This window comes from Massilia sp. CMS3.1, from assembly GCF_051262535.1.
GTDB lineage: Bacteria > Pseudomonadota > Gammaproteobacteria > Burkholderiales > Burkholderiaceae_D > Telluria.
The window spans coordinates 1-16,267 of record NZ_JBIMES010000033.1 but is presented as its reverse complement, the minus strand read 5'-3'; the positions used below and the strand labels follow the sequence as shown (position 1 = coordinate 16,267).

16 protein-coding genes and 3 pseudogenes are annotated in these 16,267 nt (G+C 56.9%); 9 read left to right on the top strand and 10 right to left on the bottom strand.

Translation table 11 applies throughout. From position 1 onward, the window contains the following. Positions 1-881: 881 nt before the first annotated feature. Both ACHAC9_RS23730 and ACHAC9_RS23725 read left to right on the top strand, forming a co-directional pair. On the top strand, positions 882-2,492 hold the full coding sequence (locus ACHAC9_RS23730; RefSeq protein WP_435764137.1) for a methyl-accepting chemotaxis protein: 1,611 nt from the start codon (positions 882-884) through the stop codon (positions 2,490-2,492). A 510-nt stretch (positions 2,493-3,002) separates the two neighbouring features. Further along, on the top strand, positions 3,003-3,131 hold the full coding sequence (locus ACHAC9_RS23725; RefSeq protein WP_435764134.1) for a hypothetical protein: 129 nt from the start codon (positions 3,003-3,005) through the stop codon (positions 3,129-3,131). Between the two features lie 1,440 nt (positions 3,132-4,571). On the opposite strand, the gene ACHAC9_RS23720 is transcribed toward ACHAC9_RS23725, so the two are convergent. Beyond that, on the bottom strand, positions 4,572-4,697 hold the full coding sequence (locus ACHAC9_RS23720) for a hypothetical protein (RefSeq protein ID WP_435764131.1): 126 nt from the start codon (positions 4,695-4,697) through the stop codon (positions 4,572-4,574). 81 nt (positions 4,698-4,778) lie between these two features. Then, positions 4,779-5,423 carry a LysR family transcriptional regulator gene (locus ACHAC9_RS23715; protein WP_435764129.1) on the bottom strand — a complete coding sequence of 215 codons (645 nt, stop codon included), beginning with the start codon at positions 5,421-5,423 and terminating at the stop codon, positions 4,779-4,781. Between the two features lie 88 nt (positions 5,424-5,511). Between ACHAC9_RS23715 and ACHAC9_RS23710 the strand changes: the two genes are divergently transcribed. Beyond that, positions 5,512-6,171 carry an ester cyclase gene (locus ACHAC9_RS23710; RefSeq protein WP_435764126.1) on the top strand — a complete coding sequence of 220 codons (660 nt, stop codon included), beginning with the start codon at positions 5,512-5,514 and terminating at the stop codon, positions 6,169-6,171. Here ACHAC9_RS23710 and ACHAC9_RS23705 read toward each other — a convergent pair. Next, a complete protein-coding gene (locus ACHAC9_RS23705) occupies positions 6,146-6,718 on the bottom strand; it encodes a TetR/AcrR family transcriptional regulator (protein WP_435764124.1) in 573 nt (190 codons plus the stop codon). The two genes, ACHAC9_RS23710 and ACHAC9_RS23705, sit on opposite strands and share 26 nt — an antisense overlap. A 171-nt stretch (positions 6,719-6,889) precedes the next feature. Here ACHAC9_RS23705 and ACHAC9_RS23700 point away from each other — a divergent pair, with 171 nt between their 5' ends. Both ACHAC9_RS23700 and ACHAC9_RS23695 read left to right on the top strand, forming a co-directional pair. Continuing rightward, complete coding sequence (locus ACHAC9_RS23700; protein WP_435764121.1) at positions 6,890-7,867, top strand: ankyrin repeat domain-containing protein; 978 nt, start codon at positions 6,890-6,892, stop codon at positions 7,865-7,867. Between the two features lie 10 nt (positions 7,868-7,877). Beyond that, positions 7,878-9,023 carry an epoxide hydrolase family protein gene (locus tag ACHAC9_RS23695; protein ID WP_435764118.1) on the top strand — a complete coding sequence of 382 codons (1,146 nt, stop codon included), beginning with the start codon at positions 7,878-7,880 and terminating at the stop codon, positions 9,021-9,023. On the opposite strand, the gene ACHAC9_RS23690 is transcribed toward ACHAC9_RS23695, so the two are convergent. After that, the gene (locus tag ACHAC9_RS23690; RefSeq protein WP_435764115.1) at positions 9,020-9,412 is read right to left on the bottom strand and encodes a winged helix-turn-helix transcriptional regulator; all 393 of its coding nucleotides are present in this window, start codon (positions 9,410-9,412) and stop codon (positions 9,020-9,022) included. The genes ACHAC9_RS23695 and ACHAC9_RS23690 overlap by 4 nt on opposite strands. A 99-nt stretch (positions 9,413-9,511) precedes the next feature. On the opposite strand from ACHAC9_RS23690, the pseudogene ACHAC9_RS23685 reads away from it, so the two are divergent. After that, positions 9,512-9,655 (top strand): annotated as a pseudogene (locus ACHAC9_RS23685) (SDR family NAD(P)-dependent oxidoreductase); the annotation flags it as partial. Between the two features lie 48 nt (positions 9,656-9,703). On the opposite strand, the gene ACHAC9_RS23680 reads toward ACHAC9_RS23685, so the two are convergent. From ACHAC9_RS23680 to ACHAC9_RS23655, 6 genes and pseudogenes are all read right to left on the bottom strand, one after another. Then, positions 9,704-10,392, bottom strand: a protein-coding gene (locus tag ACHAC9_RS23680; protein WP_435764113.1) for an IS6 family transposase whose coding sequence is annotated in 2 segments (ribosomal slippage) — positions 9,704-10,068 and positions 10,068-10,392 — 690 coding nt in all. Because the reading frame shifts where the segments join, the coding sequence is not laid out codon by codon here. Between the two features lie 126 nt (positions 10,393-10,518). Continuing rightward, complete coding sequence (locus tag ACHAC9_RS23675; protein ID WP_435764110.1) at positions 10,519-10,827, bottom strand: putative quinol monooxygenase; 309 nt, start codon at positions 10,825-10,827, stop codon at positions 10,519-10,521. A gap of 209 nt (positions 10,828-11,036) precedes the next feature. Further along, a complete protein-coding gene (locus ACHAC9_RS23670; RefSeq protein ID WP_435764107.1) occupies positions 11,037-11,777 on the bottom strand; it encodes an SDR family oxidoreductase in 741 nt (246 codons plus the stop codon). A gap of 142 nt (positions 11,778-11,919) precedes the next feature. Continuing rightward, positions 11,920-12,600, bottom strand: a complete 681-nt coding sequence (locus ACHAC9_RS23665; protein ID WP_435764104.1) for a type 1 glutamine amidotransferase domain-containing protein — start codon at positions 12,598-12,600, stop codon at positions 11,920-11,922. Positions 12,601-12,877: 277 nt separating this feature from the next. Continuing rightward, positions 12,878-13,503: pseudogene (locus ACHAC9_RS23660) on the bottom strand (IS5 family transposase); the annotation flags it as partial. A 16-nt stretch (positions 13,504-13,519) separates the two neighbouring features. Continuing rightward, positions 13,520-14,146 (bottom strand): CGNR zinc finger domain-containing protein, encoded by a 627-nt coding sequence (locus ACHAC9_RS23655; protein WP_435764102.1) that lies wholly within the window; start codon positions 14,144-14,146, stop codon positions 13,520-13,522. Between the two features lie 254 nt (positions 14,147-14,400). Here ACHAC9_RS23655 and ACHAC9_RS23650 point away from each other — a divergent pair, with 254 nt between their 5' ends. From ACHAC9_RS23650 to ACHAC9_RS23640, 3 genes and pseudogenes are all read left to right on the top strand, one after another. Further along, a complete protein-coding gene (locus tag ACHAC9_RS23650; RefSeq protein WP_435764100.1) occupies positions 14,401-15,354 on the top strand; it encodes an alpha/beta fold hydrolase in 954 nt (317 codons plus the stop codon). Between the two features lie 138 nt (positions 15,355-15,492). Next, positions 15,493-15,735: pseudogene (locus ACHAC9_RS23645) on the top strand (transposase); the annotation flags it as partial. Positions 15,736-15,961: 226 nt separating this feature from the next. Then, the coding region (locus ACHAC9_RS23640; protein ID WP_435764098.1) for an IS110 family transposase at positions 15,962-16,267 on the top strand (306 nt) is incomplete at its 3' end.

Below are 16,267 nucleotides of genomic sequence, written 5' to 3'. Positions count from 1 at the left end.
CGTGGAGTAGCACGAGACCGGATATACGTGAGCAGTCGTACCTCACGGCCTGATTACGGATTGTTTGCAAACGAGGGGGAGTCCATATACGGACTTCAATATCTGTGATCTTAGGCTAAATCGCGAAAGAATCTGATGATTCGATGATGGATCTACGAGCTATTTCATGTGTATGCCGACTGCCGTCCAGTTGTCAATAAAGGCAAGAAAACCCTAGTGAGCGCGCCAAACGGAAGGAATCACGCCATGGACGTCATGTTCGGTTTCGCTCGAACGCGCGTGTTAATGGCATCGCTGCGAAGATTCATGCATAGGGACGTTATAGTCAAACAACAATTGAAACAAACGCTTCGCACAGACAAATGTCAATTTTTTCAAGAATCCGAACTTGTATAAGCAAGCTATTTTCTTAATTCCTTAGCGAGCTGTAGGAGATTAACCATGACGCAAGTACAGCGATTCGTGCCACCGCAAGAATCCGGCCATTTGTGCAATAAAGGTGGTTAGACTTTTAGATCTATGATGGTTATCGATCGCATCAGCGTTTTCGAGAACGCCTACAGATTTTATGAGTTTAATAACCCCCGTGCTGCGGACATGTCTTTTAACAACCATATGTACAGATTTTGTGTAAAACGAAGCGTCGCACCCTGCGAAGCGGCAAACCACATTTTTCACTCTGAGAGTGATGGAACTTAACAGAGTGTAATGTAAGCGATTCAGGCAAAGCACTTTTTGCTAATAGTATGTTGCAGGGATGCGGCAAATGCGCTTGACATGTAATTACTTTGATATACTCGGCAGCAACCGAATCTGTTGCGTAAGGGAATAACATTAGCCTTATCAAGCTTGACTATGGCCCCAGGCCAGAAGGAATTTACGTGAAAAACCTCAAAATCGGCGCAAAGCTTGGAATCGGCTTTGCCATCGTGCTCACCTTGCTCTTTGCAGTTACTACTACGGCTGTGTTGCGCATGATGTCTGCTAGCGCCAATACCCGCGAACTTGTCAATATCAGCATTAAAAATCAGCGTAGCGTAGCCGAGTGGGCGAAGTACATCGAGCTCAACAGCGCTATGATTGAGACAGTGTTTGTGTCGAATGATCCCGGCATGGTGCAGGTCATCTCTGGCCGAATGAAGAACGTGTCAGCCCGCTCGACGGAACTTCAGAAAAAACTCGAAGCGTCGGTGCAAGACCACGCTGTACGTGCGCAGCTTGGCGTTGTCATGGAAGAGCGCAAAGGCTACCTCGAAGCGCGGGGTAAACTGTTCGCTGCAAAGCTTGCGGGAGACAACGAGTTAGCCAGCAAGATCCATTCTGAAAAGATGGTGCCGCGGAGCGCCTCTTTTCTTGCATCTATGAATAAGCTTCAGGAATTGCAGGTGGCCGCTGCTGATAGTGTGGCCGCGGGTATCCTTGAGGAGTATGTAACCACTGAAATCATTCTTGTCAGCCTAGGCTTGGCTGCGCTAATACTGGGAAGCACTTCTGCATGGCTTATCACCCGCTCGATCACTAAGCCTATCTCCGAAGCAGTGACCGTGGCTGAGAAAGTCGCCGCTGGCGACTTGACTAGCAAGATTATCCCTATTGGCAGTGACGAAACGGCGCAACTGATGCGTGCTCTCGCAAAAATGAATGCTAACCTTTCTGATATCGTCGGACGTGTCCGTGCCGGCACCAGCACCATTGCTGTTGCATCTAACGAAATCGCGGCTGGCAACCAAGATCTGTCTTCGCGGACTGAACAACAGGCAAGCTCCCTAGAGGAAACGGCTTTGTTCATGGAGGAACTAACCTCGACAGTTAAGCAGAACTCAAGCAGCGCCTATCAGGGGAACAAGCTGGCTCAAGATGCGGGTGCAATTGCCAGTAACGGAGGAGCAGTCGTGGCGGAAGTGATTGACACGATGAGTTCCATTAATTATTCTTCAAAAAAAATTGTGGATATTATCAGCGTCATTGACAGCATCGCGTTCCAGACAAACATCCTGGCGCTCAATGCTGCCGTTGAGGCCGCTCGAGCAGGCGAACAGGGAAGGGGCTTTGCAGTAGTTGCTACTGAAGTTCGTAACTTAGCACACCGCTCAGCAGCTGCTGCCAAAGAGATCAAAATTCTGATAGAGGATACGGTCAGCAAGGTAGAAAAGGGCACGAGTCAGGTTGGTCGCGCAGGCACAACAATGAACGAAATTGTCATGAGCATCCAACATGTAACTGCGATCATGGGTGAGATCGCCAGTGCAAGCGAAGAGCAAAGTGCTGGTATCGAACAGGTGAACCAGGCAATTACTGAAATGGACAGGGTCACGCAGCAAAATGCCGCGCTCGTCGAAGAGGGTGCAGCGGCAGCTGAGTTGATGAAGCAACAGGCTAACCGGCTGATTGAACTGGTGAGCACCTTCAAGATCGGAACACTTACGAACCTAAGCCAATCCCGACCCGGGCCGGCCCTGCAACGTGCGCAACTTGCCCTTGATGCCCCATAAAGGCTGCTACGTCGGTTTAAACTCGGTCGCTAACGCAAACCAATTTCAAGCACGTGGCAGTGCCATGGATGCCTTGTTCAACGGACCTTGGGAGCAAGCAGGCATCGAGCAATTGTAGGATCAGTGGCCCTATGTAGAAAGGCAGCATTTGGCGCCGAGTTGTTGCCAGATCCGAAAGTTAGACAACTCAAGAGAGACGAACTCGACGTCCGCTGCGGTTTTGGCGGTGGCAGGACCCGCAAGCGTTTTCCACGAGGCTGGAATTCCGCGCCTGACCCTAACTGGACGGTACACGTGCTGCGCCTCGGTAACCTCAGCTTCTTCAAACGTAAAGGCCAGGTCGTCGCCCAGATAGATGAGCTAGTTTGACCACGTAAGCTTGCAACCGCTCTAATCCAGCGAACAAAAATATTAATAGGTCCACTGATCGCTTGAGATATAAAATTCGGGAAATTGATTCATTTAATTTTTCTCCTTGCAACCTTAATCGTTAAATTTCCAAGAATCGCCATGTCCCTTACCGCGTTATTGAATGTACAAATTGGTACTAAAGTCGCTGCTGCGATGTTGTTTGCTGTAGGCGGTCTGTTCACGCTGTTCGTGGCACTGACGAGTGTATGGAACTACCAACAGGCGTAAAGCGAGGCTGTTCTTAACCTGGCTGAGCGTAGCGCCTTGCTGAGAACGACGGTTGAAGTGCTCGATACAAGCCTGCGCGAACAAGTTTCCACTTATGCCAACGTGTTTAAGCAAGGACTTGCACGAAGCTTCGCGATCGACCAACAAAAGAAAGTCGATTTCTTAGGGCCAGCGGACTCACGAGCTCCCGAACCAAGCCGACTGTCTATTTACCGCACCCATGTGGGTTTTTCGTTCAATGCAATCTAGCAGCTGAGTCTATATCCCTTAATGCGGATGCATTGTAAACCCTGGGATCAATTATGATCATTCGCTATCATAATTGATCGCGACCTAGGTATGTTACTTACCCTTGTAAACACTATGAAACTTAATGAGATTGCTCGACTCATTCGCCTACGCAGAGAGGTTAAAAAATTTGAAACTAACATTGCGAGTACTGAGTGGAGGATGCTAAAAGCCACGAATGAAATCAACAACATTTTAAATAATCCCACGATACCTTCCGAGGAAAGAACATCCCTGCGTATCGATTTCGAGAAAAATGCTCTTCGGTATCATATTGCGCGTGCGGATATTAACGACTCACGTCGCGCTCTTGATCATATTCTTGCCTCGCAAAATAGCGCAGTGAGGGCCGTTATAAAGATTCTCACCTAGCAACATCATTCATCGGAAAGGCTTTGGCTAGTTTTGAGACGCGGGTTTCGCTTTTTTGCTCAAACGATTTAATTGTAGAGAAGCATCCTTGCGTCGCATGAGCTCTAAATTTTTAACTTATAAGTTTGTGTTAGGTCGATTCAGACGTTTATATATCTGCTGTTGACCTATTGTGTTGAAAAACTCGGTCAGCTTGCTTCTAGAACAAGTCATAGCGATAACTCGACTGTCCAAAACGGTGCCTCTTGAACGAACGCCCATCAGTTGAACGTTTGATATCCGCGAAAATTGGCAAAAACTGTTGCCGCGCGACTCTTTCAACACAATAGACCGATATGGCAGCAGCCAGGCGCTCCTTTGATAAAGCTATGGGGTTCACGATTGGAAGTTTGGGGGTGAACTTCCCGCTTACTTATGACTTTATTAATTTCTGCGCGCTCGGGGCTACTTGACAAGGCTTGAACGGCACTTGTAAGCTTACAGCTTGAAGTGAGGGGCCCAAGTAGTGTGGCCAGCTGCCATTCTTCATTTTGAAGTTTCCGACGCAATAGGCCCCAACACTGCGAGAGTGCTGCGCTACGCATGCGTCTTCGCGGAACCGGGGAATCGCGCAGTGGCAGTCAATATGCGGGCTACGGGGCGGATCACGTTCCCACCACTCTGCAAAAGTCTTCAGCCGCCGTCCGTGAACAGGGCGCGTAATTCCCGCCGTTCGTACTGCGCCTTCACCATCTCGACGAACGCTCTCAGCTTTGGCTAGGTCTGCGACCGTGTAGGGAACTACAGGTATAGTCCGTTATCGGCGGGAATGAAGGACTCCAGCGCCGGTTCAAGCTCGCCGGCGGTGATCAGCGCGCGCGCTTCCGGGTGCGACACGAAGGCCAGCCCCATTCCCTGGCGGGCCATGTCTACGAGCAGGGCGCGGCTGCTGACGATGAGCTTGCCTTGGACGTCAACAACGAAGTCGCGACCCCCCTCCCTGAATTCCTAGCGGTGCAGCAGCCGGGAACCCGGGAAGCGGTAGCGGATCGCTTCATGCCCGAGCAGGTCCGCCGGCGTGCCTGGACGGCCGTGTCGCTTGAAATAGGCAGGCGTGGCGACGAGCTTCCACCTGATCTCGGGCGTCATGCGCACGGCGATCATGTCCTTTTCAACCGCCTCGCCAAGCCGGATGCCGGCGTCGGAGCCGTTCGCGATCAGATCGACGAAACTTTCGTTGCTCTCGATATCGAGGGCAACGTCGGGGTAAGCGGTGCAGAACGCGGGCAGCAGTGCGGACATTATCGTCTCGTTGACCGAATGCGGTGCGGTGATGCGCAAGGTGCCGCGTGGCCGGCCCCCGTGTCCGTCGAGGGCGGCCAGGGCCTCGGCGATCTCGGTCGCCGCCGGGCGCAAGCGGGCGAACAAGGACGCGCCGGCTTCGGTGAGCGCCACCCGGCGCGTGGTTCGCTGGAACAGCGCCACCGCGTGCCGCAGCTCCAGTTGGCGCACCGTTTTGCTCACCGCCGCCGTCGTGACGCCCAGTTGTGCAGCCGCCGCCGTGAAGCTGCGCTGTTCGGCCACCGCCAGGAAGTTAGTTATACCGTCGAGGTCGTTGAGTGTCGCGATTATTACTCCCGGTTGACAAGGCACGTACCGGGGGGAGTTTATCGTAATAACCGAAACGCCTAGCATGGGTGCTCACATCCGAACACGGAATGCCCACATAGAGGAGTTTCAAGTGAACAAAGCCCTCATCCTGATTTCAGGCGCCATGCTGTCGAGCGGCGCCGCAGTGGCAGCGCCGGCAACCCCGGTCGCGACCGGCGCTCCCGAGCAGAGCATCAACGGGGAAGTTGCCCCTTGCGCCGCCGCGGCGGTGTCGCTTCCCAGAGGACGCAAGCTCGACGGCGATGATCCCTGCCTCAGCGAGCGCGCGTGCAAGTTGATCCGTATCGGCGAGGACGCCATTGAAAAACACAACGAAGAGGCGATCGACGCCTACTTCGCGCCGGACATGGTATTCCACGGTCCCACTGGCGAGCTGAACCGCGAGCAGCTCAAGGCCGTACAGGCCGCATTCCGGGCGTCGTATGCAAACTACCGCGTCACCCGCCAGGCCATCGTTGAACAAGGCGATTTCATCGCGGCCAGGACGACCATGTCTGGAACGTTCGTACGCGCTGTCGACACTCCCTTCGGACGAATGGCGCCCACGGGCCGGCACGTGGAGTGGGAGATCAACAACGTATTCAGGTACGACGCCAATGGCCGCCTGGTCGAGGAATGGGTCCAGTACGATACCCTGGGATTCATGCGCCAGCTTGGCGTCGATCTGCAAGCCCGTGACGCCGACGACGCCGCGCCCACCGGCGTCAAGCGGCGAGCCATGCGTCGATAAGCGCGGCGAGGTCGGCCGCCGCCATGTCCTGGTCGGCCAGCCCCCTTACTGCGGCATCCGACAGCGCCTCCGCCGCCCCGACGATACCGATGCAGCGGCGCCGGACATCGTCGCCATGCAGCGGGGAGAAGGGACCCAGCGCGCCATGGAAGAAGTCGATATACTCCTCGATCATCACCCGATGGCAGGCGTCCATCTCGGCGTCGCCTTTCAGGGCGGCGCCGATCGCCTGCCATTCCGGTCCCATCGCGGCGTGGCATTCCATGTAGGCCTCGGAAATGACTCTAGCGCGATCGGCGAGCCTGGCCGGCGTATGGTCGAGCATGGTGCCGACAAAACGTACCCGTTCCGTGTTGAGTTCCTTGTAGAGCGCAATCATCAAACCCGCACGGGTCTCGAAATGGTTGTAGGCGATTGGCTTGCTGACGCCTGCTTGCCTGGCCAGTTCGCCCAGGGAAAGTGCGTCGGTGCCCTGAGTGCGCACGATTGCCTGGGCAGTTGCCAGCAGCTGGGCGCGGCGCTCGGCCCTCGGTAATTTTTTGCTCAATTTCCTCTCTCTCGCTTGACAGTCCCTGTCAGGCGCGTATATTCCTACCAAACGTAACTTACTAAGCGTAATATACCTCGCCGGGGGCGTGATGCACAGCTATTGTGACAGAAACGCAACGCCCTGGTCCCGGTCAGCCCCGGCTCGACTCCCACATAAGGACGCCTCGCCATGTCACTCGATACCAATACCGCAGTCGAGCCTCGCAGCAAGACACCGCGCTTGACCCCGCTGATGGAAGCGTGCGCGCTCGGGCATGTCCGGACGGTCGTCCGCCTGTTGGCCGCAGGCGCGGACCTGTTCAGCGCCGAGCCGCACATGGGCGCAACAGCCCTGCACAAGGGCGCCCAGTCGGGCAACCCCGCCGTCGTGCGTCTGTTGCTCGACCATGGCGCCTTTATCGATCAGCAATCCCCTGTGGTCGGCAACACGGCGCTGATGGATGCGGTGTTGCACAAGCATGTGGATGTAGTGCGCTTGCTGCTCGAGCGCGGCGCGAGAACGTTTTGCAGGGATCATCTGGGCCAAACGGCGCTCCACCTGGCTCGCATCGACGGCCTCGAGCGCATCGTGCAACTGATCGAAGCGCGCGACCGGGACGACGCGGACCGCGTCAAGGCCCAGGGGCTGATGGCAGCGGTGAGGGCGGGGGACGGCGCCGCCGTCAGGCAGCTTCTTGCCGCCAGCGCCGCCGTCGACGAGCGCGCCCCGCGCACGGGCGCGCCGGAAGACGACTGCACCCCGCTGGGACTGGCTGCACGTACGGGAAGGGACGACATCGTTCGTTCGCTGCTCGATGCCGGCGCCGACCCGCGCCAGGTCAACGGTGCGATGCGGGCCACCGCCGGCCACGAAGCGGCGTATTTCGGGCATGCCGAGGTTCTGCGCACGCTCACCCGCGCGTCCCAAGGCGGCAACGCCCCGGTTCTCGACATCGGCGCGCAGGGCGACTACAACGGCTTTACCGCACTGCACGACGCTGCCTGGCACGGCCATTTCGAGGCAGCGCGTGCGCTCGTCGAGGCTGGTGCACGCCTGGACCTGACATCCCACGCCGGCCTTACGCCACGTGAACTGGCCTACCTGTATGGCTACGGCGATCTTGCCGCGTTTCTCGCTGCCGCGACGAACACATCGACACCTTCATAAAGGACATTGTATGAATGCGCTCATCCGCCCACACCCTTTCGCTTTTCCCGACGCCGCGCTCGACGACCTGCGCCAGCGCCTCGCAAACAGCCGCTGGCCCGATCGCGAGACCGTCGACGACTGGAGCCAGGGGGCTCCGCTGGCGAAGCTGCAGTCTCTGTGCGAGTACTGGCGTACCGGCTACGACTGGCGCGCCTGCGAAGCACGCCTGAACACTTTCGATCCGTCGATGACGCACATCGACGGACTCAATATTCACTTCCTGCACCTGCGCTCCCCGGAGCCGGGTGCACGGCCGCTGGTCCTCACCCATGGCTGGCCCGGATCGGTCCTGGAATTCCTGGACGTGGCGCGCCTGCTCGCCGATCCGCGCGCGCATGGCGGCGATCCGAAGGACGCTTTCCACGTCGTCATGCCTACATTGCCCGGATTCGGACTGTCGGAAAAGCCTACGCGGCCCGGCTGGACCCCGGAACGGATAGCGCGCGCCTGGGTGGTGCTTATGGAACGACTGGGCTACCCCGCGTTCCTAGCGCAGGGCGGCGACTGGGGCTATTCAGTCACCAACGCTCTGGGCGCCATCGGCGCGCCCGTGGTGCAGGCGGTCCATTTCAACATGTTTCCGATTACCGAAGAGCAGAGCGCCGTCGATGCGGCGGAAACGCATGCTTTGAAACGCCTGCGCGCCTTCAAGGACAACGAATCGGGCTACCAGGCGCAGCAAATTCAAAGCCCGCAGACGATCGGCTACGCCCTGACCGATTCCCCAGTCGGACAGGCGGCCTGGTTCTACGAAAAATACGAGGTGTGGACGGATCATGACGGCGATCCCGAGCACACACTGAGCCGCGACCAGATGCTCGACAATATTAGCCTGTACTGGCTGACGGCGACTGCGGCGTCGTCGGCGCGCATCTACTGGGAAAACTCGCGGAGCTTCAAGGAGCAACCGATCGCAGTGCCGGTGGGCGTGAGCCAGTTTCCGCGCGACATCCACGAAAGCAGCAGGCGATGGGTGCTGGAACGCTACCCGACACTGGTGCATTACAAGCAGGTCGCGAAAGGCGGGCATTTCTCCGCCTGGGAGCAGCCCGTCCTGTTCGCCGACGAGTTGCGCGCCAGTTTTTGTCACTCGCGCGACGGCAACCGAGACTAATCGTCCGCCTCTTCGGGCTCGGCGCCATGCCGGCCGTCGAAATCGCGCTGGGCCTGTTCGAGGGCGGCGACATGGTCGAGCGCCCACTGATACACCGCCTGGAAGGGCTCCTGCAGCGACTTCCCCAGGGGCGTGATCGAATACTCGACCGCCACTGGCGAGGACTCGATCACCCGGCGCCTCACCAGTCCATTGCGCTCGAGGCGCCGCAATGCCTGGGTCAGCGCCTTTTGCGTGATGCCCTCCAGACGCCGGCGGATGACGTTGAAGCGCTGCGGCTTCTCGCACAGCACGCTTAAGATCATCACCGACCATTTGTTGGCCAACTGGTCGAGGATGGGCCGCGTTGCGCAGGCAGCGGCAAAGGTCGGTTCTTCGAATGGGGCCATGGTGGTTTCCTCGTGTAGACCTGGGCGATTCCAGGTGCCTAATTGACAGCTAGTATAACTCGTATACCATCGCTCTACTACTTAATTAGGGAGATCGACATGCTGCAATTAAATGGAAAAAACGCCCTGGTCACCGGGGGCAACAGCGGTATTGGCTTGGCGATTGCCCGCCGCTTCGCTACCAAAGGGGCTACCGTCTTCATCGTCGGGCGCCGGCAGGCCGCGCTCGACGAGGTTCTGTCGCATTGTTGAGCATGGAGCGGATTTTGAGTGGCCGGCCACGATTCGGGCTTATGCTGGACGGACCAGTCCCGCCAACGCATAAAACTGATCGGTAACCGACGTGCCGGCACCGCTAACCGCAAACTGGCGCTTGCGAATCATGTGCATGAGCTCAATCCCAGCTAACACGCTGGCGGCAGCGTGGAACGACTTGAAGCCCAGCATCGGCCTGGTCATGCGTTTGATCGCACGATGATCCTGTTCGACGATGTTGTTGAGGTACTTAACCTGGCGTACGGTGATCGGCGCCGCCATATTGTTGTTGATCTCATCGATAGCCGCCTTGTTCGCGCCGCTTTTATCCATCGCGACCTTTTCGGGCGTACCGCTCTCTCGAATAGCCTTGTCTAAGAACCGCCGGGCGGCGGCGATGCGCGGTGCGCAGTCAGCAGGAAACCGATGGTCTTGCCTTCCTTGTCGACAGCACGGTGGAGGTACTTCCAGACGCCCTTTACCTTGATATATGTTTCGTCCATGCGCCAGCTCCTGCCAACCGGACGCTTGTGTTTGCGTGATAGCTCTTCGATCAAGGGCAGGAAACGGACCGCCCAGCGATTGATGGTCGAATGATCGACCGACACACCTCGCTCGCCCAACATCTCTTCGATGTGGCGGTAGCTCAGCGGATAGGCTGCGTACCAGCGGATGCAGAGCAGGACGACATCGGTCGGGAAGCGTATTCCTTTGAAGCTGAGCATGTCAAATCACTAAGTGTCCGGCGTCACAGTCTACCCGATCAGCACGGACACCTCGCCAATGCGACAAAACCGCGAACATTGCGCCTAGCGCGACCAGGCGCGGGCAAAGGTGCCGCTCGTCCGATGTTAAGCCGGCTCGCGCGCCCCAAGTAACTCGATCCGCCGATCCGTCAAGATCGACAATGCATGACCCACCACCAGCGTTTGATAGTGGTTAGACTGCTTGTGCGCCTCGAGCGCCGCTTCGTCACGGTAACGCTCGACCAGCAGGATGTTGTCGGGTGCGTCCGCACTCCGGTAGACCTCATACCCGAGGCATCCTTGTTCGCCCAGCGACTTGGCGCGCAGTTGCGAGACAATGGAAAGCAGTTCGTCGACCGACGCAGGCGGCGCACGCCAGTGCGCGAGCACCGTGATCTGGTGGGGCGCGCTCATCGCGTGCTCCGGCTGAGCGGGTCTACCGCTGCCCTGGCAAACAGGCTCCGCTTCCCCGCGTTTGTCGACGCAGTCGGAATTTTTCTTACAATCATGACTGACTCCATTCCTTGAACACCGGCACACTAATAGCTGGCCGGATGCGTGTTATCGGCTGCTGACGCTACCGGGCGCGTTTAGCGCCCAGGGTCAGCGCAATTTCCAAAGATTTAGAACTCTTGTTTTGTCGGCCGCAAGATGATCTCGTTAATGTCCACATCCATTGGCTGCTCGATTGCGAAAGCAATGGCGCGCGCAACCGACGCGGCTGGAATGGCTTGGCGGTAGAATTCCATCACGGTTTCCTTGGCGGTGCCGGATGTACTGTGCTTGAGGTCGCTTTCCACGGCGCCGGGTGCGATCGATGTCACACGAATCTTGTCGCCGACTTCTTGCCTGAGTCCTTCGGAAATTGCCGAGACGGCGAACTTGGTTCCCGAATAAACGGTGCCGCCGGGAGCAAAAACTTTGACGCCGGCAACGGAACTCAGATTAATGATGTGACCACTTTCCTGTGCGATAAAAAGTGGCAGCACCGCCGCGATGCCATAAAGCGTTCCTTTGAGATTCACGTCGATCATCGCGTCCCACTCATCGGTATTTACCTCTGACATTGGGCGGATAGGCATTAGCCCCGCGTTGTTGATCAGGACATCGACTTTGCCGAAATCGGCGACAATGGCTGAAACAACGGCTTCCACCTGTTTCTTGTCGGTCATATCGAGGGCGTATGCCTTGGCGGAGCCCCCAGCGGCGCCGATGGCGGCGACAACCTCGGCAAGCTTGTCCATGCGGCGGGCGGCAACGGCCACCGTGGCGCCACGGCTGGCCAGCAGTCGTGCCACCTCGGCGCCGATACCGGTACTGCCGCCCGTGATGAGGACGACTTTGCCTTCAATATTTTCGTTCATTACAGACCCATCTTTGTAGTAGTAGAATTTATCCCAGTACCTGCCGAAGCATCCGGCCGTTTCAGCACTAATACGTCAAGCCATGGCAGGTTGGCGCGGCCAGGACGCCATGATGTTCACGACGACCGCGCCGGAGAGATTGTTATGCCAGACGCTGCAGCAGCTGGGCTGCGGTAGCGGACGACGAGGCCGGGTTCTGGCCAGTGATCAGCAGGCCGTCGCTGACGACGTATGATGCCCAGTCCTCGCCGCGCGAGTACACGCCGCCCTTGGCCTTGAGCTCGTCTTCAACGAGGAAGGGCACGACCTCGGTCAGGCCCATGACCGCTTCTTCAGTATTTGTGAAGCCGGTGACTTTCTTGCCCTCGACCAGCGGCCTGCCGGTGGGCGTTTTCACATGGCGCAACACGCCCGGTGCATGGCAAACCAAGCCGACCGGCTTGTCGGCGGCAAGGAAGGACTCGATTAGCTTGATCAAGTCCTTGTCTTCGGCCAGGTCCCACAGCGGGCCATGGCCGCCTGGATAGAATACGGTGTCGAAATCGGCCTGCTTGACACTGTCGAGACGCACGGTTGCGGCCAGTTGCGCCTTGGCAGCTGGATCCGCCTCAAAGCGGCGCGTCGCGTCGGTTTGGAACGACTCTTCGGCGCTTTTCGGATCAAGGGGAGGCTGCCCACCCATTGGCGAGGCCAGCACGATCTCGACGCCAGCATCCTTGAAGTCGTAATAAGGGGTCGCCAACTCTTCCAGCCAGAAGCCGGTTTTCTTGCCCGTGTTGCCGAGTTGGTCGTGGGAGGTCAAAACGATGAGTACTTTTGTCATGGGAAAATCTCTGTCCTAAAGATTGCTGAATAGACCGGTCATCTAGAGTCCGGGTCAAAAATGGTCTCGACTGTGATGCCTTGCTAGCGCCGCAGTTGCTTTCGGATCCAGTGATCCTTCGTACCAGAACGCGCAGGTACACAATACCATAAAATAGACCGGTCGTCTCTAGCATTTTTGCCTAGTTCGCGATGATGTCTGAACCCGGTCCAATGGTGCCAGAGGGCTTTGTTGCATAAATATGCTGAGCGCGTAATACCCCAAACTCCGGGTGCATTTATGGCATGGCCACCGTAGTAGGCGTCCCTAGTCGCGTGAAGCGATTGAGGATTGCGGCACGCACCTGCAGTTCGGCGACCTGACTGTCGAAGTCACGTGCCATGACACGTTCACCGAGCAGCTTGAAGCAGCGCATTTTGGTTTCAACCAGACTGCGTCGATGATAACCAGTCCACTTCTTCCAAATTTTCCGGCCAAGCCTGCGCGTAGCATCGAGGATGGCATTTTGCGCTGCGGCGCCGGGGCGCAGATCTTTCCATGGCTTGGCATTTCTGCGCGTCGGGATGATCGCTTGCGCACTGCGCTGCGCAATGGCCTCGTGACAGCTTTCGTGTCGTAGGCGCCTTCACCACTCACGCTCGCGATGGCCTCGTCATCGGCAATCTGGTCGAGCAGGCACGGCAGCATCGGCGCGTCGCCGGTCGCATTGTCGGTTACTTCGATGGCCCGGATTTCCAGCGTAGTCCCATCGATGCCAAGATGGACCTTGCGCCACTGGCGACGGTAGTCGGCGCCGTGTTTCTTCGTCTTCCATTCGCCTTCGCCGAGCATTTTGATGCCGGTGCTGTCGACCAAGAGGTGCAATCCTGTTGTCGTCGGCTGCGCCCCGATCATTACCGCCAAGTGCTAATTGTGGCGGCTAGCCATCTACTGCGCTTCGACCATCGGTTGCATCACTGTTGCGCTTCCTGAACTGAGCCGCTTTGTAGCGATTTCCGCACGAAGCCATGCTGCACCAGCGGCGTTTGTGGGCCTTCGTACGATCATAGAACCACAGGATGCATTCTGGATGTTCGCATTGTCTGACCAGATCGAAATCACCGTGGACCAGCAGCTTCGCTACTGATTCCGCAACCGGACCGAGAAGCGAAGCAATAGCGCCTCCACGAGGAACTGGCTGCAGTGTCAATTCTCCGTCCCCGGTCTGCAGCAACTTCGGCGACGTCATGTAGCCGTCGAGGTAGGCGTTCAGACTAACTACATCGAAGAACTCGCCGCGCTTATGTCTGCTGATTGCTTCGTGCGCAGATGTACGAAGCGCATACGCCTGCGCGAGGAGCGCTTTAACGTCAACAGGCTCACTGCCTGGCGCAGGGGAGATGTCATGATCCGCCAGCCATTCCAGAACGTCATCGCCGCTCTTCCAGTATTCCACTAACGCTTCGACCCCTTGCGCTTTTGTATTGAGTAGATCCATTGCCAAATGATCACCGACCATCGGCGCTTTTCCTGAACAATCCCCCTGTTTTTTCGTCATCTCTTCCATAATCCCTCATGTCTCACTTAAAGTAAGTTATAACCGTTTAAAAAATCATACACGGTTATTTTCGCCAGGTAGACTGCTATCGAAAACACATTTGTTACAGCAAGAGCTAGATCCGTGCGAATGGTAGATATTGCAAAATCGTTCACGACGTACAGGTGGCACGTCGTAACCTGTAAAATAGTTCTTGACAGGTTACACTTGCGAAGCTAACCTGAGTTCTCAACCTTTAAAAGTTATCACAGGAGAGCAACAACATGAGTACTACTACGAAGATCATCGTTGCAACGGCTGCAGCTGCGCTTACCGGGACGGCGACTTCCGCGGAGCCTAGTGCCGCTAGCCTGACGCAGGTTCATCATCGCTACGAAAAGGTCGGCGATGTAAACATCTTTTACCGCGAGGCTGGAAATCCAGCAGCGCCTACGGTGCTTTTGCTACATGGCTTTGCCGCTTCATCGTATATGTACCGCGACCTGATACCGGCGTTGAGCGAACACTTTCATGTGGTGGCGCCTGATCTTCCATCGTTCGGCTATACCGAGGCACCGGACCGGACCCGGTACTCTTACACGTTTGAGAACATCGCGAGCACGATAAACAAGTTCACACAGCAACTTAAGCTCGACCGCTATGCCATTGTCGTGCACGATTATGGGGCGCCTATTGGGTGGCGCTTAGCACTTGCGCATCCTTCCCGCATCACAGCCATCGTTTCTCAGAATGGAAATGCATACGAAGAGGGATTGGCTAAAGGCTGGGACGGCATCAGAAGCTACTGGCAATCGCCGACAGCGGAAAATCGAAAAAAGCTGCAAGATTTTCCTACTCCGGCCTCTGTCAAATGGCAGTACCTTGAAGGTGTGAGCGACCCGAGCAAGGTCGCGCCCGATGCATACACGCTCGAGGGACTACATGTCTCACGTTCTGGCAACGCTGACATCCAGCTCGACCTAATTCTCGATTACGCGTCGAACGTCCGCATGTACCCGCAGTTCCAAGCATATTTCCGGAAGGCGCGGCCGCCCCTCTTGGCTGTATGGGGTAAGAACGATCCTTACTTCCTTCCTGCAGGGGCACTCGCCTGGAAGCGCGACATCCCGAAGGCCGAGGTGCACTTCTACGATACGGGACATTTTGCGCTTGAAACTCATGCCAAGGAAATTGTTCCAGTCGTTCGCGAATTTCTCAGAAAAAGTCTCGCACGATAAGTCTTCCGAGAAATTGACTGCATAGCAAAACTTCCCATCACGGCGCCCGCTCACTCTATCCTCGCAGTTTTGGCGCCGTGAATCGCCACGACATCTGTAGACACTCCTGAGCCATAATATCGGGCACAAGGAGAACGTATGAGCGGCAAGCGGTACACAGAGGAATTCAAGATTGCAGCGGTTAAGCAGGTAGCCCAGCGTGGGCACCCAGTGAGCGAAGTAGCGGAGCGGCTCGGGATAAGCATACATAGCCTGTATGCTTGGACGAAACGCTATGGCGTGTCCGAGGCTGAGCGCATGGCTGTCGATGCCCAGTCTGACGAGATGCGGCGCCTCAAGGCCGAGCTCAAGCCTGTCACCGAGGAGCGTGACATATTGAAAAACCGCCCCACACGGTTGCCCGTGGCCCTTATGAATAGAAACTCCAGGCGAGTACACTGCATGCACACAGGACTATGGCCGTAAGCTTTTTGGAGGCTTGACCTCGTGAAAAAACCTGGCCCAGGGGAATCTGCGGACTCATCTGTGGCGGCGCTGTCATGCGACCCCGTTTAGGAAGTTGATCAAATCCGAGTCCCCGTCCTGCTTCTGACTCAGGAGGTGGACCATGCCGAAATCCAGATCAACATCGAAGCCCGCAGGGCTGCCGATCATTCATCCCTTCGCCGCCGGTATCGATATCGGCTCGCGCTTCCACGTTGCCGCCGTCAGTCCGGATCTCTGCGACGAGCCGGTGCAGACTTTCCAGGCCTTCACCAGTAATCTGGAACACATGGCCGACTGGCTAGTCGCTACCGGTACAAAAACAGTAGTAATGGAGTCGACCGGCGTCTACTGGGTCGCCGCTTTCGAGGTTCTCGAATCGCGCGACCTCGAGGTCATTCTGGCCAATGCCCGCGAAGCGTGTGCGGTG